Genomic DNA, 25,708 nt, shown 5'->3' with positions numbered 1-25,708 from the left:
CGGTATCGGCGAAGGAAAGCTGATTCATGTCATTCGGTCTTGAGGTAATGGTCAGATCGGCATTGTCTCATATTGGGGACTTAATCGCAGTTTCCCTAACGTGTTAGGTAGTATATGTCAGCACCGAACATGATTTGTATTTGGATGTAAACGCATTACACATCAGTCCATGACCCCTGAAAAACTAATTCAAGCCCTGCAGAAGGGTTCTGTAAATTTTACTCAGATCATCGAATGTATCGATGACTACTATGATTTTACATCGACCTAGTTTCAAAATGGTGTTCAATCAAATTCGGCGGGCAGTAACAATGGCTCATGCAAGATTCTGGCCTTTGCATAGCTACAAGGTTTGAGTGAAGCGGCTACCCTGAACGCACTTGGTGCTTGGTTCGATTATTTTGGTAGAACATTGAATCAATTGGTTTGGTGGGCTCAAGCCGCAGGGGAGCATCGAGAGTAAGTTGAGCCTTGTCAGATGGCTAGGGATTTCAAAACTGATCCTTCCGAGCGAAATGCGCCGTAGTATGATTAGCGTATCGTTTTTATTGGTCTACTCTGAAGATCAGTATGACAAGAGGGTATCAGAACTATGGAAAAGATAGCAGTATTTCCCATTCCCAACTGTGTTGCATTCCCCGGTAACACTATGCCGCTACACGTGTTTGAGCCACGGTATCGGCAGATGGTAGATTTTTGCATACAACATGAAATGCCCCTCGGAGTTTGCCATGTTGAAAAGGTGCTACAAAAAGCTAAACCTGAACAAACGGTTGCTGAGGCATTGAGCTCTAATCAAGCAACTTACAAACCGGTGCCTATTCTTACAGCAGGTAAAGTCGATATTATTGAAACATTTCAAGATGGTCGACTACTAATAGAAATTAGTCTTGATCAGCGGTTTCAGCTCGTTGAGCAAGTGCAGATGTTGCCCTTTTTCATTTATAACGCCAATCGCTATGATGATATTATGCTCTCACAAGAGTTGATTGATAAGGCTGAAATAGCAAAGGGCAAAGTATTGCATAGACTGCAAGCCTTAGCTGCCCAAGCGCCTGATTTAAGCCAACTGCTTGCCTCGCCTGAATGGCAAACCAAAACACCTGACCAACTGAGTTATGAATTATTTCAATTCATAAAGTTAGACAGTGAAATTATGCAAGCAATACTCGAAGAAAAAACAGCAGAGCAACGATTGATATCTTTTCTAGGGGTGTTAAACAAGATTACTGGACGTCGTTAAGGGGTTGATCATCAATTTGACTACTGATTTTTTGTCAAAAAAGCGAGATGTTACACTGACACGAATCTTTCCTGATTCGATTGTGAGCTATTTTCGCATCATGCCATGATTCGATTATGATGATTGCTATCAGAGAAGATAAAATTTGGATATGGGAACTAGATGACTGGCCTGACTTTAGTTGTGATAAAAGCATAATTGAGCCTAAGTTAAGGGAAGTCCGCTTACATCAAGGGATTTTATTGGTAAAGATTTCAAGTCAACATAAGCCAAAAATAAAGCATGTTAGATACGTTATTGGCTAATATTACTCATCCTAGTGCAATAGAGGGTGAAAAACTGAATGCTTTTTCCGTTCGCTATTCATTAGCTGATCAGCTCGGGTTGACTGAAGAGCTGTCACTCCCAACCACAGAACGTTCTGATGGGGAAGGTCTACACAGTGAGATATTACTCCGCCCCCGATTTCCTCCACCACTCAGGGAGTAAAGCATTTACCTCTTGGCTATCAAATCGATCATCAATTAACTCTATGATACCGGTATCCTGTGGTGTTCGGATTAAGCGGCCTGCTGCTTGAACGACTTTGCGAATACCAGGATACAAATAGGTATAGCGATAGCCTTGCTGGAATCGGCTCTGTAATCGAATGGCTAATTGGTCGTGATAGTGATCGAAAGGTGGTAATCCTAGGGTTGCGATAAAGACTCCGACTAGTGCATCACCTGGTAGATCGATGCCTTCAGAAAACGCACCTCCTAATACAGCAAAGCCAACTATGCCGCGATGATTTCGAAACTGCTGAATAAACTCAACTCGATCCGTTTCATTCATACCACTGATTTGAGTAATCGACAGAATATCAGAGCAGTGTTCTTTGAAAGACTTCGTTAATAGATCTAAATAAGCAAAGCTGGATAGGTAGACCAGATAATTACCAGGTGCAGAGCGGAACTGCTGCTCAATACGCTCAATAATGGGTTTGATCGATCCTTCGCGGTCATTAAACCGTGTACTCAGATTCACAATTCTCAAGTCTAGTTGCGTTGATGAGAAGGGACTGGGGCTTGTTTTCCATAGCGCGTTTTCGGGAAGTCCGAGTAGATCCTGGTAATACTCAGCAGGGTTGAGTGTGGCAGAAAACAAAATATTGGCATGAGCTTGAGTAAATCGTTCGGTTAAAAAGTCAGCGGGTATCAGATTACGAATCCACAAACTGGCGTCGTAGCCAGGCCGTTTCCCTTTTGTTGTCCTCTGTTTTATAGATAAAGTACAAAGTGAATGGTCGCCAAAGTGCTCAGTAAGCTTCATAAAGCTGAGTGTGTCAAAAAGCAGGGATTGTAATTCGGGTACCACCGGATGATCGGTCATATACTCGGTTAAATCACTGACCAAGCGTTGAAGTGACGTATTTAGTTCTGTAGGAACAGTATTCAAGTCGAGAAGTTGATCATTAATCTTTGAAGTGCTAAGTCCGTCAATGTGTTGCTTTATCAATTTTGACCAAGCGCGTTGAACACTACGAATAGGCTTCTTAAGTGAATCGGGAGCACTTAGAGCTGTTTTACGCAATTGATGCTGGTTCAACTGAGCCGAGTACATCCCTCGCGCCCGATCAATCAGGTTGTGCGCCTCATCAATCAATGGCACCACTCGCCATCCATTCTGTCGTGTCAATCCATACAGAATTGCTTGTTGATCAAAATAGTGATTCACATCACCGATCACCACGTCGGACCATCGCGCCATCTCCTGAGATAAGAAATAGGGGCAAATATGGTGCGAAGAAGCGAGGATTTTAATCTGTGTTTGATCAAGCCAGTAAGCTTCAATGGCTGCTTGTCGAGCTGCAGGTAGACGATCAAAGAAACCCTGAGCCAGCGGACAAGATTCGCCATGACAGGAACGATCTGGATATTCACAGACTTTTTCTTTAGCGGTTAACTCTAAAATTCTAAGAGGAAGTCTTTCATCAGAGTCGCTTGCTGGTTTAAGTTTGGCAAGACTGTCTAAGATGAGTTGGCGTCCTGTAGTTCGTGCAGTCAGGATGAAAAGACGATCAAGTTTTCGACGCGGCATCGCCATTAACGCAGGGTAGGCGACACCCAATGTTTTACCAATACCCGTGGGTGCTTCTAATAATAGGGTTAGACCTATACTGATGCTTTTATAAACATTCTCACTCAGTGAGCGTTGGTGTGTTCGAAACTCAGGAAAAGGAAAAGCGAGATGCATTAGAGACTCATCCCGTCTTTTTCGATGGGCTGATTCCTGACAATACCATTCATGATAGCGTAAACATAAGGCACTCAAAAAGGTGATCAATGTTTGGCTATCGAACTGTTTATCCAGTGGAGTCTCAAAATCCTTGGTGATATCGTAATAGACCAATCTAAGGTTAACGGACGACAGGTTATCTCTTAGGCAGAGTAGCGCACCATAGACCTTCAGCTGTGCCATGTGCAATTGCCGTTGTCCAATACCAACACGGGCAAGATCGCCACGATGTGTTTTAATCTCTTCTAGCGTAGGCACTGACTTATCAGTAACGTAGCCATCAGCTTTACCACGCAACCGGATGCCAGCGCATTCACCTTCAAGCAGATACTCTGGTTGATAGGATGCGGGACGGCGAGCCTGCAGTGCTTTGTGTCCTTTGATTCCTTCGTCAGCAGTCGGAGAGGGAGTATAACGATGCTCTAAACTCCCTTCACGTGCGGCAAATTCACATAAAGTACGAACCGCAACTTTCATCATATGCTCACATGAAGGATAGTGATATTAAACGTAAAGGTTGTCGCTACCAATTATTTGTTCCTGGTGCACCCTTGATTTTCCCTTCAAGGTTTGGTGTTACCCAACCACTATAGAAATCATCCGGCTGGGGTATCACTCTAACATCTCCGACCCATGCTTCATCTACTTTACTTGCAAAAAAAACAATGTATCCCGCAATGGTTTTAAATGTTTCAGTCTGATTTTTATAGGTCCAGGCGGAACCCTGTTGTGTAATCAGATCACAATACTGCGCTACACCTTTCCACTCGCAAAAGGTATTACCGCTGACTGGATTAAGCGTTGCCAAAATATCTTCAACTGGTAAGTAATAGCTGGCTGCATGGTGAGTCTCCAACACTCGATAGGCCCGATTAGACTTAGTAACTAGTTCACCATCATGACGCACAATGATTTCTTGTTCTACCGATTCCAGCGCGGGTGGGCGAGAGTAAGATTGAACGTTTTCTATAGGTAATGATTTCATGACAAAAAACTCACTGTATACGACTATAGGATTTTACCTGTAGAGTTATAGTTGACCAGTTTAACTTTTTTTGAATTTCGCTTTGCAGTTACCACAATAAAAGGCAGATCTAATTCATTGAGTTGCTCTATTAAAGATTCAGCGAGTTCGTAATCCACATTGAGAAGCAATTCATCTGCGTGAGCTGTGTAAGAGTCTAGCCCTGCAAGTAGTTTTGCTTCACTTAGTCCATTGTTATTTACCTGGCTTTTCGCCTGCTTAATCATAACTCTGCTTCCCTCGGCACTGACCTCGATATGTGACCAACCATTTTTATTCACCAAGTCACGGATCACGGCAATTAATTTTGCTTGAGCCTTTAGAGTTCGAGCTTCCTCTTCGTTTGCACTCACTACTTCAAATATGCTTGAAAACTGTCTGGCGTGCCGGTTGTTCGCAATATTGTAAAACGGACTGACGGCGAACCAGATGCAGCAAGCAACCTGCAAATGCACCATCTCAATTGCCGTAGACATCAGCAACACGCCAAAAAAATGAAGTTGGGTAACCGGGTGTCGAAAGATGCCTTAGTAGAGGCTTGAGCCGTGTGAGTTGAAAGGCGCGTGCACGGTGCTTAGGGGACTGGACGCGGGCAACCGCGTCCGGCTACCCGACAACGCCGCTTTGCTATCATTGTAGATAAAGCATTTTATTCGATGGTCAATTTCATTGGCTATTAAGCGTAGTCACCTAACTCTAACTTTCGTAGAATTTGTTCGACATCAGCGCGCCCGTCAGTTGTATGAAGAATATTTGCTGGTACTTGTCCACCAAGCGCAGGGATTTGAGAATGAATCCATTCTTTTGCTAAACTCACAGAATTGTAAATATTCACCACACGAACAAATACTCGCAATGTTTCAACTAGATCCGCAGTAACTTGGGATGGCAGTCGTTTGGCATGATAGCTTTTGTACAACTGAGAGCTGTTTATTCCAATTGCACGAGCGATCAAATCTTTTTCCCCAGTTAGTTGGATAATGGCTTTCAACTTTTCTCCGGTGATACCAGATCGAACTATGGCTGAATAATCGGTTGGTGACATGATGTCGTAGCCGGGGAAGATGTCATTTATTAGCTCTAGTATTGATTGAGCTTCCATCGTTTTAGCAATCATTCAAAGCCCCAAAAAAATTGAAAAATCTTACCTTAGTATAGTGGATGAGTGTCTGGTTAGGCTACGTAGAGTGACCATTATGATCTTTCCTAGAAGAATAATTCCCAACTCCCTACGAGATTTTGTCATCAAGACATGTATAACTGATGGGAGCGAAGCGCGTATTATTACGCCAATCTGATTTTATAACCCTATTATTCGTCGCTATTTCTTGAGTGCAAGTGAAAGCTTTCTTCCTTACCTACGAAGGGGCTTAGAAAAAAATAAAAATAACTATAGACATAGGAAATCATTGCTGTATTATCTGCGCCCGTTGTCAAGCGAAGCTCATTTAGTTCGTAGTTAACTTAATGCTGTTGTTATGTAATGTTGTGACCAACTTTTTTTAAAACTTGGCATGTTTAAGTTCAGAGATAGCATCAAACTTTTATTTTTAGTCAATATTTTTTTTACTAAGCTATTGATTTTTAATGAGAGTAAGTTAAAATCGTCAGCGTGGTTAGTTGAGGTGAGTTAAAGTTCTTTTGACTTTTCGCCCTTACAAGGCGAATGTCGGGAGTTCGAACCTCTCCACACCCACCACTTACTAAGCAGTGGTACTTATGAGTAATAAGTAAAAAGCTAGATTGTGTTGGAGTGGTAGTTCAGTTGGTTAGAATACCTGCCTGTCACGCAGGGGGTCGCGGGTTCGAGTCCCGTCCATTCCGCCATTACTTATTAAAGTGTGGCAAAGAGTTAAAGGTAACTTAATGGTTATCTAGAAATGGGTGTGTAGCTCAGTTGGGAGTTTTATCTTAACAAGGCGCATATCAGAGGGAGTTAAGAACTCCACATCTCATAGATGTAAAATATGATTGGGTGTGTAGCTCAGTTGGGAGAGCGTCGCCCTTACAAGGCGAATGTCGGGAGTTCGAACCTCTCCACACCCACCACTTACTAGAAAGTGGGCTTCTTACTTAGGTAAAAGCAAAAATACTAGATTGTGTTGGAGTGGTAGTTCAGTTGGTTAGAATACCTGCCTGTCACGCAGGGGGTCGCGGGTTCGAGTCCCGTCCATTCCGCCATTTTCCTTAGTTCTAATATATAAATCTATTAACTCAGGAAAAGGTAACTCCACATCTTATAGATGTAAAATATGATTGGGTGTGTAGCTCAGTTGGGAGAGCGTCGCCCTTACAAGGCGAATGTCGGGAGTTCGAACCTCTCCACACCCACCATCTATTTCTTCATTAATATCTCTTATAAGAGTTTTCATTGCTTCTTTTTACCTTTTAATTACTCTCTGCTTAAACACATTTCTGTCTTAACTCTCTGTGTCAAAATTTTATAGCTCTTAAGTGTAATAACGATTTAGATAAAGCTTGATAGGTTTCTGGCTTGCTTGTGTTGCAGTCTGCTATTTTTAATTTGATGAGATAATTTACAAATATTGTATTGCGTAAGACATACTTACTGGTAATATCAGGTTATGTGCTTCTATACTTGAAGCGTATAAGGGATTTAAAGATTAAAAATAAATTTTCCAATAAAAATAACAATGGAGCTTATTTATGACTACCTCCTCAAAATTCTTGTTTCGTGCAAGTCTGGTTGCCGCTTCGGTTGCTGCAGCGTCATCAGCTTACTCAGCAGGTTTTGCCTTAAATGATCACAGCGCCACAGCTTCGGGTAAAGCCTTAGGCGGGGTGGCGGCTTCGAATGAAGACATCTCTGCTAGCTTCTGGAACCCTGCTTTATTAACTAATGCTAAATCAACGACCGTCTATGTATCTGGCGCTTATGTTATACCCACAATGGATGTAACACTTAACTCAGCTGATGATGCTACTCCAGCTTTAGCGGGGGGAGCGAAAGATTTATCAGCTGATGGTGCTACAAATGATTCTGTTGACAACACTTTGGTTCCTTCTTTTTACTTCGCTAAACCAATATCTGATAAAACAGTTGCAGGTATTGCATTAAATGTGCCGTTCGGTTTGTCTGGTGACTATGGGCAAGATTGGGCTGGGCGCTTCCATGCGACAGAAACGGCCATTCAAGATATAGCACTTAGCTTTTCTCTAGCGCATCGTGTTAATGATTGGGCATCAGTTGGCGCGAGTGTTCAGATCCATAAGGCGGAAGTTGTTCTTGAGTCTGCTGTTGGTACTTCTACTGCGGCGGCGGGTGGAGAAGGTATTGGTCGGATTGAAGCGGATGATACCAGTTATGGTTACAGTCTTGGTGTAGCGTTAGAGCCAAGAAAGGGGACTCGCATTGGTTTGGGATATCGCAGTGAAGTTAGCTTTGATTTTAAAGGCGATGTTAAATACCAAAATGTTGCCGGTGTAAATCAAGGGCTTACTACTGCTGGAGCGGGATACCAATTGATTAATACTAATGTTAGTGATTCAATTGATTTTCCTTCAGTGCTTACATTAGGTGTTGAACAGGACTTAACACCTAAGTTGACTTTAGGCCTTAGTGCCATACGCACTGGTTGGGGCGCAATGGATGGTATCAATATTGACTTTGATAGCAATCAGCCAAATTCAGTTCTTACTTTCGGGTTTGAGGACCAGTGGATGTATTCTGCGGGCTTAACCTACGCGCATTCAGACAAGCTGACTTTGCGTACTGGTGTTGCAATGGATAACTCCCCTGTGACGGATGAATACCGTTCTGCTCGTACACCTGATGGCGATCGTAAGTGGATTTCAGTGGGTGCTACATACGATTTCAACGACATGACGTCTGCGACCTTTGCTTTTACCCATGTGATGATAGACGATGTATCGGTTGATCGTAATTTTACAGCTAGCGGTCAAGAAGACGCTTCTCGCGGTACTTTAGACGCAGATTACAAATCGTCTGCCAACGTTATCTCTGTAGCGATGAACATGGCATTCTAAGTTGTTCTGATAGATGTAGTGTTTAAAAAAGCCAGAGTTCAAATTGAACTCTGGCTTTTTTATATCTGTAGTTTGGTGGTTTTGTGAGCGCGCAAATGTCTTGTTGGTTTGATCTTAATAAACCATGCGCAGTTCTTTTGCTTTGGCGTTGTCTTGTGCCGTCCAATCAGACAGAGGAGAAGGTTTAGCGAAATAGTAGCCTTGTAGTGTGTTACAACCTAGAGCAGCCAATAATGTGGCTTGTTCTTTTGTTTCTATGCCTTCGGCAATGACTTTCATGCCAAGTGATTCAGCAAGCTGTATGGTGGACTTCACTATATCGACATGGCGTTGGTCACCTGGTAAAGGTGACACAAAGCGACGATCGATTTTAAGTATGTTCGCTGGGATATCTACTAACTGACCTAGAGAGGCCTGGCCCGTACCAAAGTCATCGATGGCGATTGAGTAGCCATATTGAGACAAGCTTCTTAAGCGTTTATGTATTAACGGGTGAGTCATTACCGAGCTGGTTTCAGTGATCTCTAGTTCCATCATATCAGCCAACCATGGGTTATCCGATATCAGGGCCATAAGCAGAGCGAAGAAAGTGTCGTTCATTAGTTCTTGGCCGGCTAGGTTGAAAGCAACTGGTGTGTATATGTGCTCTTTGTGCCACTCGGATAAGGTGGCGACAAGCTCTCGAACTAGATTCTCTGCTAATAAAGGCAGTAGGCCTAGCTTCTCGGCAACTTTGATAAAGGTGGTGGGAGGAACGAATTTTCCATCATTTTGCCAGCGGGCCAAGGCTTCAAATGAGCATATTTGTCCGTTTGGAGAAACTTGTGGCTGAAGCCAAATACAGATTTCTTTATTTTTAACCGCCGAGCTTAGCTTCAGGCCTAACTTGTGCTCTTCAACGAGTTTGTTTTCAAGGTTGTGATTGTAGTAGGAAAGACGTTCGGTGCTGGTTGAATATTCTAGTGCCATTTCACAGTGTTCAAGTAGCTCTTCTGCGTTCTTCCCATCTGTATGGTAATAAGCTATACCGACTTGATAGTCCATGTTAAGGCGACTGCCATTAACCATAATTTGATTGGGTAAGACGGAACGAATGAGCGTCGATAGGTTTTTTTGAATCAAATAGGCTTGTCCAAGCGGTACAAAACAAGCAAATTTAACACCACGCAATCGACCTATAATCGCTTGGTCTGACAGCTTTTTCTGAAGTGTCTTGGCAAAGTTAAGAATGACTTTGTTTGCGTTGTCTTTGCCATATTGTTTATTGAGTAGCTTGAACTGGCTGATTCTAATGATAAACATGGCACCGGTTAAGTGCTTGTCTTGCTCTTTAATTCGTTGGTTGATCTGTGTGCAAAAGTGTCTATGGTTTGGCAGCAAAGTCAGTAAGTCAAAATGTGCTAATCGGCTATTGGTTTGTTGGGTGCTTTCCAGTTCTTGTTGGATAGCATATAGCTGCGTGTTGTTATGTAGGTGGAGCGCGTAATGGCCGTGTTGTGTCAGTGTGACTCGGCGAATCTCAATATACATATCACTTTTTTGTTTTAAGGTGCACTCCACAAGGCTAGATTGCCAAAATGCCTTTTTAGTCTCGTGCACTGGTGTGAGCCAATCTATTATGCTTGAGTCTACAAAGTCATGTTGCTCTGCTCCTGTTAGTAATTCACGAGCTAGTTGATTGGCTTTTAATATTTTTCCTTTCTGATCGCATAACAGAGTCGGTGTACCTGTATTTTCAAAAAACTCTTCATACATAGCGTAATTATCATTGAGCTTTTTGTAGAGTAGTCTCATGTGAGAGACATTGTTTTCAAGCATTTGAATGATTCTTGAAACAGCAAGAGGTAGACCAATATTAAGTGTGACAAAAGTGAGCAGCTGAAAATAAAAAGACGTCGTATCTATTTGCTCAAGGTCATTGTTTTTTATTGCTATCAAGCAAAAAGGCAAGAGGTTAAAAGCCATTGCTGCTAGAGAGGCTTTAAAGCTGAATAAAAGCCTAGTAATGAGTGGTAACGAGTATAAAGAGACGAGAGCGTATTTTTCAGCATAGGACTCGTTGCTTAAGCTTAATAGCAAAATACTCGTGGTGATAAGAACTAAAAGAAACAATACCGCGGTGACTTTTGTGTACTTGTTGCTAAGTAGAAGCAGCCCAACAAGCAGGCTAAGGTAAAGCGTATTTAACCCGATTAGCGCAATATCACTGTGTGCGAATAAAGAGTGTAATTCTGATATTGCGAATATGCAGATAGTAAGCGCCAGTAAAATTCTGAGTGCGCTTTGCTGGAAGGTCTTTTGGCCTTTTCCGATTGAGGAGTCTGAATCGGCTAAAAAATAAGTCTTAAGAAAATCAATAAACATTAATCAACTTCATAATGCGAAAAATAAGCCACAGTTATTTGTGGCTCAAAATAAACAGTACCTAAAAAGAGGTTATTTGACTACGTTAGTTTTTCATATATTTGAAAAATTATGTAGCTATTAGGCGTAAATGGTTATCCCAGTGCAGGCTTGTATGTTTCTTGATCAGGGTGGTTGAGTTTTGCACTGGGTTACTTTTAAGTATTGCGCCAGTTCCACTGGTTAATAAAAATTCGTGGGCATTGTTGGTTGTTGACAGGCCACAAACATCTCGGCAATTATCGATACCCAAAAACGTTTTTGAGTTGACGTGCCAATAGGCAACCAAGCCGCCTTTTGGTGTGCTTATGGCTAATATTTCTCCAGATGCATCGAAACAGACACTTCCGCAGTATTGCTTAAAGCGAATTCTTACTTCTTCTGGGATAGGTAAATATTCTAAAGTTGATTGGTCAAGCTGGGATAGCGCAACAAGAGGCACTTGATCCCATATTTCACCTTGATATTGAAAACCCAGTGCAACCGTACCTTGCTGATTAACATCTAGGTGACGAATGCTTAACTGGTGTAAGTCGTTGCTATTCTTTGATTGATTTAATACCTTGCCGTTATCGAGGTTTAGGTAAGTGACATTGGGTTGCATGGTGTCCAGATTCAAAATTTTTCTGTCTTCATCCGGATGGGTCATGAGACCGCCATTGGCAATCACCAAAGTATTATCACCTAAGAGCACGGATTCATGTGGGCCAACACCATTACTGCTAAATGACTGAATAATGTCACCGCTCGGCCATTGGCGGATAAATACTTTACCTTGTCCTGATGGGTAATGGTTCTCTTGAGTAATCAGGCGTTTACCATCTTTACTGAAAAGGGCGTGACCATAAAAGTGATGCTCTTTGCTCGGTGTAATATGAAGAACTTTTTGATGGGTTGAGACATCAAAAAACTCCATAAAGAATCCAGGGCGTCGAGCAACAATTCCTATAATACTTTGCGTTGGATGAACAACTGGAGCATGTGCTCTAGCACCCAACTTAGTTGCCCATGATAGATTTCCTGTGTCGTTAAATAGTCCAAAATAATGCTCTTGTTCATTGAGCGAGTACGCAGAGGCGTAGAATTTTGTGTTGGCATCTTGGTCCACCAAGGCAGCCCATGAAGGTGCTGCGATGACTGAACCGCCCAAAGCACTACTCATCGCAAGGAAAGACCGTCTTGAAAGCATCGTTTTTTAGTCTCCATCTCTACTGTTAAAGCCAATTTGGAAACCTAGTTGGGTGACTAAGCTAGTTAGGTAGGATTGGCTGTTAGAGATTGATTGAACTAAAGGTTTTGCGAGAGCAATGCGTTTTTCTTGCGAGTATGTGGCGTTGAGGTGAAAAAAATCACTGGGTAACTGGAGTGCTAGCTTAAGGTTTTGAGTAAGTTGCGCTTCAAACTGTTCTGCAAGCTCCGGGTCTTTCTGTTTCGCGAGATCGAATAACGAAGGAGAGCCTGCATGATATATTTCGCGATATGATTTAAGATTTTTTTGGATAGCTTTAAGCGGGAGGTCACTTCTATAGAACTCGGCTAGTTTTAAGTTCTCACGGCTATTATAACCAATAGGTGTTTCAAGTTTGGCGTCTTTGACGGCTGACATATGCTCGACCCATTGCTGTAGAAATTGCTCTAAAGCGATTTTTTCAGGATCAAGCCCCATGCCTTCTTCATCAAATACCCAATCTTGTGCTTTGCCATTTTGCCACTGAGTCGCAACCGCGTCGGCGCTTTCAAAATGATGTATTGTTACTTTTTCCAGCAATCGGCAATGCTTAGCAGCCTGGAGAGGCTGGAAATCTGGGTGATAAAGCAAGCTTTCTATAGCGGTCAGGCCGCGTACTGCAATACTTGCTGATGTCCAGAATTTGGGTGCGTCCATTACTTTTGATTCGCCTTGTGCAAGCGATCTGAGCTGTCGTTGAGTTACGCCTTTTTTATCTGGCCAATATTCAAAAGCATAATAACGCATAAAGTAGGTGACAGGACCAAAGTTTAGCCACTGAACTTGCTGCCAATCTAGAGCGTTGGACTGAAAGGCATCTTGTGCGTTTTTAAGTGTTTCTTGTGATGGGGAGCGGCAAAGTGTGTTTGTTTTTTGTTGTAGTGTTTTGGAAGACTCGGAATAGGATGCGTAGCCTTGTTTTACGACATTATCGACAATACCATTAAGAGGACCTTCCCATTGGCCTGCAGACGCTAACAAAGGGGATGTAGCACTAATTGCTATGGCAATTAGTTTTGGAAAGTATTTCATTAAAGCGACTCCAAAAAGTAGATGAGTTTTTCGCGTTGTTCTTTATTGAGATTTTTGTAAAATTCTTTGCTCTGATTCGCTTCTCCACCATGCCAAAGAATAGCTTCTTCGATGGTTTGAGCTCTGCCATCGTGAAGGAAGCTCACACGGCCTGACACTTTTTTTGATAAACCAATACCCCATAAGGGCGCTGTGCGCCATTCAGCTGGACTGGCTGAAAAGCTTGGGAAGCCACTGGCGAGTGCAGGTCCCATATCATGTAGCAACATATCGGTAAAAGGGTAGAAGGTCCGATTGTTTAAAATGGAAAATTCTGAGCTACTGCCGGTTTTCATTTTCGGTGTGTGGCAGCTAGCACAGCCGCCATCATCAAAAAAACGTTTGCCCTCTAAAAATGTTTTATTAGACAAGTTGCGCATTGCAGGGGGGGAAGACAGAGATACAAACAAATCTACCAATCTAGTCTGTTGTTTGTCGACTTCTAAATTGTCTAAATGTGGGCTATTGCCTGTTGGGCTTTCTAGGCAATCTCTTTGAAATTCAGTGCAGTCACCGTAGGGTGATGGGTTTAATGGTGTTGATAGTCCTAAGTCAGTGTTAAAGGCTGACTGATTTTGTGCGCTAACCGTGGGCATCGATGCCTTATAGCCAAAACGGCCTACAAGGATATTGTCTCCATTTTTTATCCAGCTAACGCGACCGCTTATACCATCGTTGTTACTATCGTCTGGATCTGCCTTGGCAATAATGTCTTTCGCTGGGATATTACCGAGTAAGCCCATTCCTATTAACGCTGGTGAGGTCAGCATGGTGAACCGAGTGCTTTTTTCAAAATTACCATAATTAAGAGTGTGCCAGTGGAGATTTGGGCTTCTTAACTCGACCTTGGTGTTGTCTTTTAATGTTTCAATATGCGTGTCGTAAGTGAGGTAATAATCTCCCTCAGGCTGAATACCAGGTGAGCTTTGGCCTTGAAATTGATGTCCGTAATGTTCGTCTCCAATATGAGGGTAAATATTTTGAGGCGGTGTGTATGAAGCTGGATAAGACTTTCCAAGGCGTATTAAGAAAGACGGTACAGATACGCCACTAACATTTTCTTCAGGAGCATGACCGCGGCCGTTATTGATATGGCAATTGTTACAAGAGCGAGTGTTAAATAAAGGGCCTAAACCATCACTGGCTGTTGTTGATGACGGTGAGGGTACCCATAGCTTTTGAAAGACGTTCTTTCCTATATGGAAATCGAGTTTGTCTTCAATTCCAATTCCGGCAAGAGGTTTAGAATAGTTGTCGGCAATGGCAAGATTCTGGAAACAAAAAAAGCTGGCGTAAACGCCAGCTATGAGAAAGCACAATTTTCTATAATACGCTGTCATAAATAGACAAATACCATTAACTGACTAGATGACAAAGTCTTCCCTGACTTTTATTAGAGCTTTTATTGTAAACAATTATTTATTCAAACACAGCGCCAGGGTTATCTAGGCTATCTGATCCTTCAAGCGCAATGCCTTGTAGGTCCAGTTGATGAATAATCGCTTCAGTAGTACGGGTTTCATTAACTAAGGAATCAACAAAAGTTTGGACGAGTTGATTGCCTTTAGTGTTATTCATTGCAATAAGCACATCAAAAGTTTGGCCTTTTTTAGCCGCATCTACCATTGCTTGAGCAGCCGCTTCTGTTTCATTTAGCTTTTGCTTCATTTCTGAATCTAACTGAGGGTTTTGTTTAGATACAAGATTAGATAGAGATGCGCCTTTTACCCAGCTACCATCGACACGTTTGTATTCACCTAGGTAAGCATTTTTGATGCCTTTGGCGTCATAGTAATGTGACCAATGAGTGTTGTCAGAAAAACAGTCATGCTCTTCTTCAGGGTCATGAAGCATTAAGCCAAGTTTAGTACGCTCACCACCTAATTCACCATACGCCAAGCTTCCCATGCCAGTTAAGATAGTGGATAGGCCTTGTTCTGGTGTTTGCTCAAGTAAGGCAACACGTGCAGCACCACCATTTTTCCAATTGTTAGCCATTTCTTCTAAGTCAGAAATCAGCAAGTCGGTAGCCGCAACTAAGTAGTCACGACGACGATCGCAGTTACCATTAGTACAGTTATTAAGATCGAAATCGGTAGCAGGGCGTTCGCCAGCACCAGGGTTTGTGCCATTTAGATCTTGACCCCATAGCAAAAATTCAATGGCGTGATAACCACTGGCAACATTTGCTTCTACGCCATCAGCTTCTTGGAGGCTGTTGGCAATAAGCTCAGGGGTGATATGAGTGGTATCGACTTTCTCGCCGCCGATAATAAGGCTTTTAGATGCGATAACATTAGCGGCATAAAGTGGGTTTAGATCGGATTCTGTGCCGTAGCTATCGGCTGCAACATAATCGATTAGGCCTTCATCCAGTGGCCAAGCATTTACCTTGCCTTCCCAATCATCAACGATTGCATTGCCAAAACGATAGACTTCACTTTGTTGGTAAGGAACGCGAGCTGCAATCCAAGAGGTTCGAGCTGCTTTCAAATTAGCTTCTGTTGGATTGGCTAAAAAAGTATCGATAGAGGAGCGTAACGTTTTCGCTGTAGTTAGTGAGTCACTATAAACTGCTTCTGCAATATCAGCGTAATGAACAACAACGGAATCTGCAGTAATGGCGCTAGACTCTTGTTTTACTGTGGCTGGTCCACACGCTGTAAGCATCGCACCTGTAACGCACATTGCGATGGGGGTTAACAATCGTTTCATGTTTGAGGCTCCAAAATTATTTGTGCTTGCATAATATTGGAGATAAAAACGATTATCAATAACTTTCTTGCATGTTTTTTGCGTTTTCTGTGTTTGCGCTATTGTCCGCACTGATATTGAAATGTATTTCCGGCTGTATTGTGAAGACTATATTCACATGCTTTATCTCTCAATAAACTTTGGCCTTCCCAAGAAACACTCATACTAACGGGTGATTTATGTTTATAGCTTGGAATAAAGCGATAAGCAGCAACCACATCAATACTACTATCTGGTCCCAATTGAATAGATTGTCCAATCAATCGCTGGCGAGTTTCTGAGTTATATAAGGTGTAATCAGTAGTGTATTCCTGATCGCCATTCTCATGAGAAAAGTTAAGCCAAATTTTACGGTATGTTTGAGGTTCTGATGTCGGATTACTAAAACGTAATTTTGTATAGATGATTTGTGAGCGAGAAAGGCTTGTTTGTGCATTTTGATTCACTTTGACATAAGAAGAGCTCGCTTCCTGCCAAGGCATATTAGTACCAAATGATGCATCGATGATCTGAATACTTTCTTTTGAAAAATGTGTTTCAGAAAACTTAATAAGGTCTTTAGCTGGCGCGTACAAAGCCAAAGCAATAACGCCTAGAAGTACGATTTTATGAATATTATGAGTAGGGCTTAATAGCTTGATCATATCTACATCCTTAAAATATCTTTACTGTTTATTTATACAGTACTGTATATCCAGACAGTTAATTTGTACAGAGACTTTTTTAAAAATAGTTTGCATTTCTAGAAAAAATTATTGATTTTGACCTAGATAAGGTTTTTTAAAAAATTAAAAAATAATGTTTGATTTTATTTACTTGATTGAATTTAAAGGGGTTTTTAATGATTCCCACAGCCTTCTTAACGGTTTCTGTGGACAAGATTTTGATGTTCTTTTTTTGCTGTAATTTGATACAAAAGTCATCTGATTCGATGGCAATAAATGAGCTAGACACTATAATGCAGCCACAAATAAGCAAAGAGGTTGGTTGTGGATAACGTTGATGTGATCGTAATTGGTGCCGGAGCGTCTGGTTTAATGTGTGCGGCGACTGCGGCTTACCGTGGTAAAAAAGTAGTGGTGTTGGATCACGCCAATAAAGCGGGGAAAAAAATTCTGATGTCCGGTGGTGGACGTTGTAACTTCACAAACTTGGATGCTGCCCCTAAACATTTCTTATCTGAAAACCCACACTTTTGCATTTCTGCACTACGTCGCTTTTCATCTCAAGACTTTGTTGATCTCGTGGATCGCCATGGTCTGGACTATGTTGAGAAAACGCCAGGGCAATTATTCTGTGAACACTCCGCAAAAGACCTGCTTGATATTTTACTGACTGAACTTGAGTGGTCTGGTGCAGAGCTAAAGTTAAACACAAAAATTCATAATATTGATTTTCAAGACGGGCAGACCGTTGTTAAAACTAATCAAGGAGACTTTGTTTGTAAATCGCTTGTGGTTGCCACAGGTGGTTTATCAATTCCTACCATGGGCGCTACAGGTTTTGGTTACGATATAGCCAAGCAAGTTGGACATGATATTTTATCGACACGTGCTAGCTTGGTACCTATTACTGTACAGCCAGATCGTAAAGCACAATTTTCTGAGCTATCAGGTATTGCCTGTGAAATATCCGCAACGGCAAATGGCGTCACTTTCCAAGAGCCAATGTTGTTTACTCACCGTGGCGTGAGCGGTCCATCCATATTACAAATCACCAATTTTTGGCAGCCAGGCGAAGCCCTTAGCATTAATATTGCTCCGACCTTGTCGTTAGTCGACTTACTTGATATTCGCCAAAGTACTCCGAAAAAGAGCTACGAGGGCTTTTTGTCTAATGTTTTGCCAAAGCGATTGGTAGAGCTAATAAAAACTGAATTCCCTTGGTTAACTGAGCGCAGCGCACAAACCTCGAACGAACAGATCGACAGTTTGTTCAATTATCTCGCGAACTTTGACATTTCTCCTAATGGCACCGAAGGCTATCGCACTGCAGAAGTAACCCTAGGTGGCGTAAACACCAACGAAGTGTCTTCGAAAACTTTTGAATCACAAAAACAAAAAGGTCTCTACTTTATAGGTGAAGTGCTCGATGTGACCGGCTGGCTTGGCGGCTATAATTTCCAATGGGCCTGGGCGAGTGGTTTTTGTGCTGGGCAATATGTTTAAAGTGTTTTTGAAATTAGATCGTTAGTGAAGCAGTTTTATAGTAGTTGAGTAAGATTAGGGGATGTGGGAATTCCCCTAATCTTAAATGCTCTCTAAGTAGGCATAGCGGTATTTACAGATCTTGTTTAATATTCACTTACCCTATTTATTTGAGGTGCTAGAATCCATTCTGCGCTATCGTTTAAGACGTCCATTTTGGTTATTTTTCCATTTCGGACTTCGAAGCGATCAGTGTATCGATTTCCATGAAATTCTTGTCCATTTGGCCATTGACCATATAAAAAACCAATAGAGTACACGACACAATGATCGTCTTTTTGCACAGCATCATATTGCTTTATTGATTTTTTTACCCACAAATAACGATCTTTGTTGAATGATGTTATCGCTTGAGTATTCGCCATTTCTCTGCGGCCAGTAAAAGTGATTTTTACATCTTCACTCATAAATGTAGCTGCTTTTTCTGGGTCTGGAACCATTGAAAAAGTTAAGAAGTTACTGACTACCTCAATTGCGCTTTCTAATTCAGTCATGTGTTTATTATTCCTCTGCAATTAATTTACGGGCTTAACTAGTGCGTTTTTTTTCATTTTGCTCTCAGGTAGTGCGTTTTATCTATAAATACCCCCCAATAAAGCTTGGCATCTATATTGCTAGCAATTAATACATAATAGCTAGCAATTAATCAACGAGAGGGTATTTTATGATCTTTGAAAAATTAAAAACAACCGTAAAAAAAACTTTTTGCCTTGCCAGTGCAGCTTTACTGGTTAGTTCTATAAATGTTCATGCAGCAGAACCTATCAAAATTGGTTTAGTGGCTGCACTTTCAGGGCAGTCTGCAAAGTCAGGTGAGGCTATTACTCGAGGCCTTACTATTGCTATTGACGAAATTAATACTAGCGGTGGTGTTTTAGGGCGCCCTCTAGAGTTGATTCGTCGGGATGATGAAAGCAATCCATCTAAAGGGTTACTTGCTGCTCGTGAATTAATCCAAAGAGAAAAGGTTGCGGTTTTGTTTGGTGGTTTAGATACACCTGTATCAATGGCTATTGTTCCGTTGGCTAATCAAATGAAGTTTCCGTTTATGGGGGTTTGGGCTGCAGGAACACCTATTACCAAGAATGGTGCGAAGGAGAACTATGTTTTTCGTGTGTCAGCGGTAGATGAAATTGTTGATGAGGCCTTAGTGAAATACGCTATAAAGAACTATGCGATGAAAAAACCAGGCATGATTTTGATCAATAACCCTTGGGGTGAATCAAACGAGCAAGGTTTCAAAGCTGCGCTAGAGTCTCGAGACATTGCCTATACAGGTATAGAGCGTATTGAATCAAGTGATTTGGATGTTGTTCCACAATTAACGCGTTTAAGAGAAAAAGGTACGGATACTCTATTAATGGTAGCTAACGTTGCACCGTCTGCTCAAGTTGTAAAATCATTAGAGCGAATGGGGTGGGATGTGCCTGTTGTCTCTCATTGGGGGCCTGCAGGTGGTCGTTTTGGTGAGTTAGCAGGTCCAACAGCCGATCGTGTGCATTTCATTCAAACCTTTGTATTTACAGATACAGCATCAGGCAAAGGGGGCGAAGTATTCTCTGAGCTACAAGCAAAATACCCTGAAATTAAATCAACTGCGGATGTGACGCCAGCGGTAGGTATTGCAAATGCTTACGATGCTATGCATCTGACAGCTTTAGCTATCGAAAATGCTGGCTCTACGAAAGGCAAAGATATCCGTAATGGTTATTATGCAATTGAATCTTACACTGGCTTGATAAAAACCTTTAATAAACCATTCAGTCATGATCAACACGATGCTATTGGTCCAGACGATTACGTTTTCACCCAGTTTGTTAATGATCAAATTGTACCTGTGAAGTAATTTCATATATCTCTAAGCAAGGACGCTTTTATTTAATTTGAGGTTTTTCATGTTATCAGCAGCAATAATAACTGGTTTAGGTTTAGGCAGTATGTATGCCTTGCTGGCTCTAGGTTTCCACATTACTTATATCGTTAATAATACTGTTAATTTTGCTCAAGGGAGCGCCATGATGATCGGCGCTGTACTGGCATACACTCTCTGTATTACTTGGGGAGTATCTTATTGGATTGCGTTCTTTTTGACTTTACTGATATGCGCAGTTTATGGCTTAGCTATCGAACGATTTTTAGTAAGGCCTTTTGCTAGTAGAGGTTCTGAAGCTTGGTTAATGGCTACCGTCGCTGGCGGGATTTTAGTTGATAATTTAGCTTTATTTTCATTTGGTAAAGAGCCACGTCAGTTCACAAGTGAGCTAGCTAATTTTAGTTTGGATATTTTGGGGGCCGGAGTGTATGCCATGCAGATAATCATTCCTGTTGTCGGTTTGGCTATCGCTATTGCTTTAGTGGCAATCCGCAAATATACGAAATTAGGTAAAGTATTACAGGCATGTGTACAAAACCCAAAATCTGCTCAGTTGATGGGCATTAATGTGACAAAAGTCGTCGCAATTAGTTTTGCGATATCAACTGTATTTGCTGCTGTTGCTGGTATTTTAATCGCACCATTATTTGCTGTGCACTCTGACATGGGGACACTATTTGGTCTAAAAGCATTTGCAGTGGCAATTTTAGGTGGCATTTCTAGCGCTAAAGGTGTTTTTGCTGCAGGGATTATCTTTGGTTTAACAGAGGCCATTATTACCATTTATTTTGGATCTGCATTTACTCAGATCATTACATTTTCTTTAGTTATTGCGGCATTAGCTATTAAACCTAATGGCTTATTTGGTCGCGGGCAGGCGGTTAAAGTATGACAATGATGAATAATAAATCATTCTTTGGACTAGGGTTATTAACCCTAGTTAGTTTTACCTTATGTTTTTTGCTAGATAGTTATTCGTTATTAGTCTTCACGCTCTGTGTGTTAACTGTACTTGTGGGGGTGGGGCTAAATATTTTAATGGGAATGAGTGGGCAAATCAGTTTTGGCCACATTGCTTTTTACGCGATTGGCGCCTATGTAAGTGCACTGCTGCTCATAAATGAAGTGCCATTTGTATTCGCCATTATTATTGCCGCATTTGTGAGTGGTTTTGTAGGTATTCTTCTTGCCATTCCTGCCTTACGAGTAAGTGGACCTTACTTAGCTATGATAACTATTGCATTTGCATTTGCAGTTCATCACGGTCTAATGGAGTGGCGTGGTCTCACCGGTGGTGCCAACGGGCTAATGGGGATTCCCATGCCTACTTTAGGCGATATTGATCCCAATCAGTTATTAGCATTAGCTGCTTCATTTTTAATGTGCATCTCTCTCTTTGCTTATGCTCTGCTGTATAACAGTGGTTGGGGGAAATCCATGCGAGCAGTTAAAGCGAGTCCAATTGCGGCTCGTTCATTAGGCTTTAATCCCATTCAAACAAAAACAGCCGCTTTTGCTATATCGGCTTGGTTTACTGGTCTAGCGGGGGCTATTATTCCTCCATTGATGATGTATATCAGTCCAAGTACCTTTCCATTTTCACAATCAATTTTATTTGTTTTAGTCGTTATTATAGGAGGGACCGGCACATTATGGGGGCCTGTGTTTGGCGCGATAATTGTGGTTGTGTTACCGGAAATGCTGTCTCCGCTAGCAGAGTATCGTTTACTGATTTTTGCAGCACTTTTACTTTCTGTTCTATGGGGCGCACCTCGTGGGTTATTTGGGGAATTACAAAGACGTTTTGCTAAAACTCAAATTGAGCTACCACCTAAATTAGTTAATCAGCAGTTACTCCTCCAGTTTTATGATCGTGCGAGCAATGCCATAACTGGCTTGAAAGTAGATAATATTGGTATTCAGTTTGGTGGCGTTAAAGCAGCGCAATCTGTCAGCTTTGACGCCTCTTTAGGTAACGTGACTAGTATTATCGGTCCTAATGGAGCAGGTAAAACCACCGTACTTAATATGATTAGTGGCTTCTATCAGCCGGATCAAGGCTGTATTGAACTTGGTGAGCAATTAGCGGGTAAAAATGCGTATCAAATCGCACGTAGTGGTATTGCCCGCACATATCAAACTAGCCAACTATTTGATCACATGTCGGTATTGGAAAACCTTTTATCGGCCATGCAGCAAGGCTACATGGGAACCCCATTTGTTTCTCAAAAAACAGGTCAAAAAGAACTGGCTTTAAATTTATTGGCTTTAGTTGGCTATAGCGGCTCAATTCATACACCCAGCCAAGATTTACCGCATGTAGATCGTCGATTAGTAGAAATTGCACGTGCCTTAGCGACTCGTCCTTGGGTGTTATTGCTTGATGAGCCAGCCGCAGGTTTAAGTCGACAAGACACCGACAAGTTATCTGCATTGTTACGGGTAATCGCAAGTTATGGTATTGCTGTTATTTTGGTTGAGCATGATATGCCATTAGTTATGGAGGTTAGTGATCAAATACTTGTATTGGATGCTGGAAAACCCATTGCTCAGGGAGCACCGAATATTATTCGCCAAGATAAAACTGTTATTGAAGCCTATCTGGGAGGAACTGATTATCAAGCTCAACCAAGAAAATCTCCTTGGAAAGGTAATAAGGATGCTGTTCTGTTTTGTAAAAAGTTAAGCGTTGATTATGGAGCAGCACCTGTCGTTCACGATGTTGATATTGTCGTTTATCCTGGTGAATTAGTTGCCATATTGGGCGCTAATGGAGCCGGGAAAAGTAGTATTTTACAAGCGTTAGCTGGACTGAAAAGGCCAATTTCAGGTCACATTGGATTACAGGATGAATATATTAATGAATTGAGTGCCAATGAAATTGCACATCGAGGTTTAGCACTGGTACCTGAAGGGCGCCAGCTTTTTACGAATTTATCAGTGAGAGATAATTTATTAATGGGGGCCTATTCACGTACGGATATCGTTGATGAAAATGCTGAGATAAATGAAATTTTAAACCGCTTTCCCAGACTGCAAGATCGTATTGACTCAGAGGCTGGACTCTTGTCTGGAGGAGAGCAACAAATGGTCGCTGTTGGGCGTGCGCTAATGGCAAAACCGAAAGTCTTATTGTTGGACGAACCTTCTTTAGGCTTGGCTCCAGCTATGATAGGTGAATTGTACGATGCTTTAGCAACATTGCGCGATGATGGTGTTACTATTTTATTGGTAGATCAAATGGCTAATTTAGCATTACAAGTTGCAGATCGAGGCTACGTGTTAGAAACAGGTCGAATTGTAAAATCTGCTAATGCTAAAGAGTTATTAGCTAATCCAGAGCTTGAGCAAGCATACATGGGGGGCAGTTAATGTCGGCAGATGTCATTATCAAAAATGCTCGATTAAATGAAAAAGATGAACTTTATTCATTGTTTATTAAAGATGGTAAATTCATTGATATTCAGAGCCTAAAGCAGAAAAAAGAGGAAGGGTTTAAAAAACAAAATCTTGAAAATAAATCAGCGCTTTCGAATAAAACTATTATCGATGCTGCAGGTCAGCTTATATTGCCAGCTTTAATTGAAACACATATTCATTTAGACAAGGCATGCATTTTTTCCCGCTGTCAGTTAAAAGAGGGCACGCTAGAAGAAGCCATTACGCAAACTGCAAAAGCAAAAGCCTCTTTTACTTATGATGATGTATATCAACGTGGAAAAAAAGTGATTGAAAAAGCGATAAAACAAGGTACAAGTTTTATGCGTACTCATGTTGAAATTGACCCTGTTATTGGTTTAATTAGTTTCAATGCCATTAAACAATTAAAAATTGACTATGCTTGGGCCATGACTGTTGAACTCTGTGTATTCCCTCAGGAAGGCTTACATAATAATCCAGGTACATTTGAGTTATTAGAGCAAACATTGCAGCAAGGGGCAGACCTCCTAGGTGGGTGTCCATACACTGACAGTGAACCTCAGCGGCAAATTGAAACGCTTTTTAAGTTGGCTTCTAAATACGACGTTGATCTAGATTTTCATTTAGATTTTGATCTTAATCCTAATAATATGAGCCTGCCTTATATTATCGAGATGACCGAAAAATTTAATTATCAACACCGTGTAACTGTTGGACATGTTACAAAACTATCAGCTATTGAACCTGAGAAGCTTTATATAATAGCCAAAAAAATGGCTTCTGCTGGCGTACAACTGACAGCGTTACCTAGTACTGACTTATTCCTAACTGGGCGGGACCATCAATATAATATTCCACGAGGAGTTGCACCATTAATGTCTCTTGCTAAAGCTGGCGTTTGTTGTTCGATATCAAGTAATAATATAGAAAATCCTTTCACACCCTACGGTGATGCGTCACAAATACGCCAAGCTAATTTGTACGCCAATGTGGCCCAATTAGCGACTCAAAGCGAGTTGTCAAAGTGTATGCACTGGATATCTACTGACTCAGCTAAATTAATGAGTTTATCAAACTATGGAATAAGAGTTGGAATGGATGCTGACGTCAATTTTTTTAATGCTCAAAATGAGTCTGAAGTAATTGCCACAGTGTTAGCACCAACTATGGGCTTGAAACGAGGTAAAATAACGTTTGAACGCAAAGAAGTAGAGCTATTTTTTCCTGACTAGTAAAATCACATAAAGTGGGTGTTGGAGGGCACCCACTTTATTGATTACTTGATTTAAATATCCTTTAGAGCACTGGCTAAATCAATATCTAATCCTTGGTTGTCATCTAAAACAAGCTCAGCTTCAAGATTATTTAAATGTTCAAGCATCACTTTTACTGCCAAATCATTATCGCCTAGACGCAGCGCATCAAGTACTTTTTTATGCTCATTGTGTTGGCATGTTGGCACATCATTGCGTTGGTATAAAGATACAATTAATGAACTACGTACCATTAAATTGTCGAATATTTCTTTAAGAACTGTGTTATCACATATATCAGCCAGTAAGCGGTGATAATCACTTAATTTTCCTACAATAGCTTGTCGGTCAGTACCGCTTGTAACTTCAAGCTCACCTAACATATGGGCGTTAATTATATCCCAGTGTCTTTCAATTTTTTCTATTGAGATAGCTTCGACAATACCTCGCTCGACAGATCGGCGTGCAGCAAATATTTCTCGAGCTTCTTGTGCGCTTGGCTGAGAGACAAATGCACCTCTATTTGGCTCAATTGTCACAACTCGCTGTAAAGAAAGTCGTTGTAAAGCGGTTTGAACATGATTTCTATTCACATTTAATGCTCCAACAATCTGAGCCTCAACTAAACGTTGTCCAGGCTTTAAACGGTGTTGTGCAATTGCTTTAGACAGAGTGTCGATTATTCGTTGTACCTCAGCTTGCTTTTTACTTGAAGCCTTCGATTTGCTTTGTGTCATGTAGTGAAGTTACCTTGAGATTGATCCGAGTTGTTAACGCTAGAAGTCATCCGAGAACGATAATTAGATAGCACAAAATTCACTCACAAAGAGGCAGAGCTATTTTACGTCGAATATAGACAACGTCTTTAGCAATATAGAAATAGAGTATATGAGAAAGTATAGCATGAATCATTGCTAGCAATAATTTGTCAATATAGCCTTTATCTC

At 41.3% G+C, this 25,708-nt stretch carries 21 protein-coding genes, 4 tRNA genes and 1 pseudogene; 14 read left to right on the top strand and 12 right to left on the bottom strand.

Translation table 11 applies throughout. The features are described 5' to 3' along the window. Positions 1–277: 277 nt before the first annotated feature. The 4 genes and pseudogenes from DFP77_RS20025 to DFP77_RS19670 form a co-directional block, all read left to right on the top strand. Positions 278–343 (top strand): annotated as a pseudogene (locus tag DFP77_RS20025) (HopJ type III effector protein); the annotation flags it as partial. 249 nt (positions 344–592) lie between these two features. After that, positions 593–1,243: an LON peptidase substrate-binding domain-containing protein gene (locus tag DFP77_RS10555; protein WP_114412254.1), complete on the top strand. Its 651-nt coding sequence runs from the start codon at positions 593–595 to the stop codon at positions 1,241–1,243. A 116-nt stretch (positions 1,244–1,359) separates the two neighbouring features. Then, positions 1,360–1,548: a DUF4172 domain-containing protein gene (locus DFP77_RS20020; RefSeq protein ID WP_114412253.1), complete on the top strand. Its 189-nt coding sequence runs from the start codon at positions 1,360–1,362 to the stop codon at positions 1,546–1,548. Further along, positions 1,526–1,732, top strand: a complete 207-nt coding sequence (locus DFP77_RS19670) for a DUF4172 domain-containing protein (RefSeq protein ID WP_114412252.1) — start codon at positions 1,526–1,528, stop codon at positions 1,730–1,732. Before DFP77_RS20020 ends, DFP77_RS19670 begins: the two co-directional genes overlap by 23 nt. On the opposite strand, the gene DFP77_RS10540 is transcribed toward DFP77_RS19670, so the two are convergent. The 4 genes from DFP77_RS10540 to DFP77_RS10525 all read right to left on the bottom strand — a co-directional run bounded on the left by DFP77_RS10540 (position 1,694) and on the right by DFP77_RS10525 (position 5,661). After that, positions 1,694–4,000: an ATP-dependent DNA helicase gene (locus DFP77_RS10540; protein WP_220235532.1), complete on the bottom strand. Its 2,307-nt coding sequence runs from the start codon at positions 3,998–4,000 to the stop codon at positions 1,694–1,696. The genes DFP77_RS19670 and DFP77_RS10540 overlap by 39 nt on opposite strands. A gap of 43 nt (positions 4,001–4,043) precedes the next feature. Further along, entirely contained in the window at positions 4,044–4,505 is a 462-nt protein-coding gene (locus tag DFP77_RS10535; RefSeq protein ID WP_114412250.1) for a DUF427 domain-containing protein, read from the bottom strand. A gap of 23 nt (positions 4,506–4,528) precedes the next feature. Then, positions 4,529–5,020, bottom strand: coding sequence for a hypothetical protein (locus DFP77_RS10530; protein ID WP_114412249.1), 492 nt, complete (start codon positions 5,018–5,020; stop codon positions 4,529–4,531). Between the two features lie 200 nt (positions 5,021–5,220). Further along, positions 5,221–5,661, bottom strand: coding sequence for an antitoxin Xre/MbcA/ParS toxin-binding domain-containing protein (locus tag DFP77_RS10525; RefSeq protein WP_114412248.1), 441 nt, complete (start codon positions 5,659–5,661; stop codon positions 5,221–5,223). 633 nt (positions 5,662–6,294) lie between these two features. On the opposite strand from DFP77_RS10525, the gene DFP77_RS10515 reads away from it, so the two are divergent. The 5 genes from DFP77_RS10515 (at position 6,295) to DFP77_RS10495 (ending at position 8,552) form a co-directional block, all read left to right on the top strand. Then, a tRNA-Asp gene (locus tag DFP77_RS10515) sits at positions 6,295–6,371 on the top strand. A 146-nt stretch (positions 6,372–6,517) separates the two neighbouring features. Continuing rightward, positions 6,518–6,593 (top strand) — tRNA-Val (locus DFP77_RS10510). 55 nt (positions 6,594–6,648) lie between these two features. Further along, a tRNA-Asp gene (locus DFP77_RS10505) sits at positions 6,649–6,725 on the top strand. 77 nt (positions 6,726–6,802) lie between these two features. Further along, a tRNA-Val gene (locus DFP77_RS10500) sits at positions 6,803–6,878 on the top strand. Positions 6,879–7,211: 333 nt separating this feature from the next. Further along, positions 7,212–8,552 (top strand): OmpP1/FadL family transporter, encoded by a 1,341-nt coding sequence (locus DFP77_RS10495; protein WP_114412247.1) that lies wholly within the window; start codon positions 7,212–7,214, stop codon positions 8,550–8,552. A gap of 114 nt (positions 8,553–8,666) precedes the next feature. Here the strand turns inward: DFP77_RS10495 and DFP77_RS10490 are convergent, their stop codons facing one another. The 6 genes from DFP77_RS10490 to DFP77_RS10465 all read right to left on the bottom strand — a co-directional run bounded on the left by DFP77_RS10490 (position 8,667) and on the right by DFP77_RS10465 (position 16,652). Beyond that, a complete protein-coding gene (locus DFP77_RS10490; RefSeq protein WP_114412246.1) occupies positions 8,667–10,916 on the bottom strand; it encodes a GGDEF domain-containing phosphodiesterase in 2,250 nt (749 codons plus the stop codon). A 109-nt stretch (positions 10,917–11,025) separates the two neighbouring features. Further along, positions 11,026–12,144, bottom strand: coding sequence for a DUF1513 domain-containing protein (locus tag DFP77_RS10485; RefSeq protein ID WP_114412245.1), 1,119 nt, complete (start codon positions 12,142–12,144; stop codon positions 11,026–11,028). A gap of 6 nt (positions 12,145–12,150) precedes the next feature. Then, a complete protein-coding gene (locus DFP77_RS10480; protein WP_114412244.1) occupies positions 12,151–13,215 on the bottom strand; it encodes an imelysin family protein in 1,065 nt (354 codons plus the stop codon). Further along, positions 13,215–14,594, bottom strand: a complete 1,380-nt coding sequence (locus DFP77_RS10475; RefSeq protein WP_114412243.1) for a di-heme oxidoreductase family protein — start codon at positions 14,592–14,594, stop codon at positions 13,215–13,217. Before DFP77_RS10475 ends, DFP77_RS10480 begins: the two co-directional genes overlap by 1 nt. Positions 14,595–14,673: 79 nt before the next feature. Continuing rightward, positions 14,674–15,969, bottom strand: a complete 1,296-nt coding sequence (locus DFP77_RS10470; protein WP_114412242.1) for an imelysin family protein — start codon at positions 15,967–15,969, stop codon at positions 14,674–14,676. Between the two features lie 98 nt (positions 15,970–16,067). Further along, positions 16,068–16,652, bottom strand: a complete 585-nt coding sequence (locus DFP77_RS10465; RefSeq protein WP_114412241.1) for a hypothetical protein — start codon at positions 16,650–16,652, stop codon at positions 16,068–16,070. A gap of 345 nt (positions 16,653–16,997) precedes the next feature. Between DFP77_RS10465 and DFP77_RS10460 the strand changes: the two genes are divergently transcribed. Continuing rightward, the gene (locus DFP77_RS10460) at positions 16,998–18,176 is read left to right on the top strand and encodes a BaiN/RdsA family NAD(P)/FAD-dependent oxidoreductase (RefSeq protein ID WP_114412240.1); all 1,179 of its coding nucleotides are present in this window, start codon (positions 16,998–17,000) and stop codon (positions 18,174–18,176) included. A 125-nt stretch (positions 18,177–18,301) separates the two neighbouring features. Here DFP77_RS10460 and DFP77_RS10455 read toward each other — a convergent pair whose 3' ends face one another. After that, positions 18,302–18,709, bottom strand: a complete 408-nt coding sequence (locus DFP77_RS10455; RefSeq protein ID WP_114412239.1) for a nuclear transport factor 2-like protein — start codon at positions 18,707–18,709, stop codon at positions 18,302–18,304. Positions 18,710–18,879: 170 nt separating this feature from the next. Here DFP77_RS10455 and DFP77_RS10450 point away from each other — a divergent pair, with 170 nt between their 5' ends. The 4 genes from DFP77_RS10450 to DFP77_RS10435 are packed head-to-tail and all read left to right on the top strand — an operon-like array spanning position 18,880 to position 24,740. Then, positions 18,880–20,061, top strand: coding sequence for an ABC transporter substrate-binding protein (locus DFP77_RS10450; protein WP_114412238.1), 1,182 nt, complete (start codon positions 18,880–18,882; stop codon positions 20,059–20,061). A gap of 49 nt (positions 20,062–20,110) precedes the next feature. After that, on the top strand, positions 20,111–20,980 hold the full coding sequence (locus DFP77_RS10445; protein WP_114412237.1) for a branched-chain amino acid ABC transporter permease: 870 nt from the start codon (positions 20,111–20,113) through the stop codon (positions 20,978–20,980). Then, positions 20,977–23,460: a branched-chain amino acid ABC transporter ATP-binding protein/permease gene (locus DFP77_RS10440; protein WP_114412236.1), complete on the top strand. Its 2,484-nt coding sequence runs from the start codon at positions 20,977–20,979 to the stop codon at positions 23,458–23,460. The genes DFP77_RS10445 and DFP77_RS10440 overlap by 4 nt, the downstream gene beginning before the upstream one ends. Next, complete coding sequence (locus DFP77_RS10435; protein ID WP_114412235.1) at positions 23,460–24,740, top strand: amidohydrolase family protein; 1,281 nt, start codon at positions 23,460–23,462, stop codon at positions 24,738–24,740. Before DFP77_RS10440 ends, DFP77_RS10435 begins: the two co-directional genes overlap by 1 nt. A gap of 53 nt (positions 24,741–24,793) precedes the next feature. On the opposite strand, the gene DFP77_RS10430 is transcribed toward DFP77_RS10435, so the two are convergent. Further along, positions 24,794–25,498, bottom strand: coding sequence for a GntR family transcriptional regulator (locus tag DFP77_RS10430; protein WP_114412234.1), 705 nt, complete (start codon positions 25,496–25,498; stop codon positions 24,794–24,796). Positions 25,499–25,708 lie beyond the last annotated feature (210 nt).

This window comes from Marinomonas foliarum, from assembly GCF_003337275.1.
GTDB lineage: Bacteria > Pseudomonadota > Gammaproteobacteria > Pseudomonadales > Marinomonadaceae > Marinomonas > Marinomonas foliarum.
This window is presented reverse-complemented; position numbering and strand designations above follow the sequence as displayed.

Coding starts and splice junctions, on each gene's coding strand:
- DFP77_RS10555 (WP_114412254.1), top strand. CDS start 593: ATGGAAAAGATAGCAGTATTTCCCATTCCCAACTGTGTTGCATTCCCC.
- DFP77_RS20020 (WP_114412253.1), top strand. CDS start 1,360: ATGATGATTGCTATCAGAGAAGATAAAATTTGGATATGGGAACTAGAT.
- DFP77_RS19670 (WP_114412252.1), top strand. CDS start 1,526: ATGTTAGATACGTTATTGGCTAATATTACTCATCCTAGTGCAATAGAG.
- DFP77_RS10540 (WP_220235532.1), bottom strand. CDS start 4,000: ATGATGAAAGTTGCGGTTCGTACTTTATGTGAATTTGCCGCACGTGAA.
- DFP77_RS10535 (WP_114412250.1), bottom strand. CDS start 4,505: ATGAAATCATTACCTATAGAAAACGTTCAATCTTACTCTCGCCCACCC.
- DFP77_RS10530 (WP_114412249.1), bottom strand. CDS start 5,020: ATGTCTACGGCAATTGAGATGGTGCATTTGCAGGTTGCTTGCTGCATC.
- DFP77_RS10525 (WP_114412248.1), bottom strand. CDS start 5,661: ATGATTGCTAAAACGATGGAAGCTCAATCAATACTAGAGCTAATAAAT.
- DFP77_RS10495 (WP_114412247.1), top strand. CDS start 7,212: ATGACTACCTCCTCAAAATTCTTGTTTCGTGCAAGTCTGGTTGCCGCT.
- DFP77_RS10490 (WP_114412246.1), bottom strand. CDS start 10,916: ATGTTTATTGATTTTCTTAAGACTTATTTTTTAGCCGATTCAGACTCC.
- DFP77_RS10485 (WP_114412245.1), bottom strand. CDS start 12,144: ATGCTTTCAAGACGGTCTTTCCTTGCGATGAGTAGTGCTTTGGGCGGT.
- DFP77_RS10480 (WP_114412244.1), bottom strand. CDS start 13,215: ATGAAATACTTTCCAAAACTAATTGCCATAGCAATTAGTGCTACATCC.
- DFP77_RS10475 (WP_114412243.1), bottom strand. CDS start 14,594: ATGACAGCGTATTATAGAAAATTGTGCTTTCTCATAGCTGGCGTTTAC.
- DFP77_RS10470 (WP_114412242.1), bottom strand. CDS start 15,969: ATGAAACGATTGTTAACCCCCATCGCAATGTGCGTTACAGGTGCGATG.
- DFP77_RS10465 (WP_114412241.1), bottom strand. CDS start 16,652: ATGATCAAGCTATTAAGCCCTACTCATAATATTCATAAAATCGTACTT.
- DFP77_RS10455 (WP_114412239.1), bottom strand. CDS start 18,709: ATGACTGAATTAGAAAGCGCAATTGAGGTAGTCAGTAACTTCTTAACT.
- DFP77_RS10450 (WP_114412238.1), top strand. CDS start 18,880: ATGATCTTTGAAAAATTAAAAACAACCGTAAAAAAAACTTTTTGCCTT.
- DFP77_RS10445 (WP_114412237.1), top strand. CDS start 20,111: ATGTTATCAGCAGCAATAATAACTGGTTTAGGTTTAGGCAGTATGTAT.
- DFP77_RS10440 (WP_114412236.1), top strand. CDS start 20,977: ATGACAATGATGAATAATAAATCATTCTTTGGACTAGGGTTATTAACC.
- DFP77_RS10435 (WP_114412235.1), top strand. CDS start 23,460: ATGTCGGCAGATGTCATTATCAAAAATGCTCGATTAAATGAAAAAGAT.
- DFP77_RS10430 (WP_114412234.1), bottom strand. CDS start 25,498: ATGACACAAAGCAAATCGAAGGCTTCAAGTAAAAAGCAAGCTGAGGTA.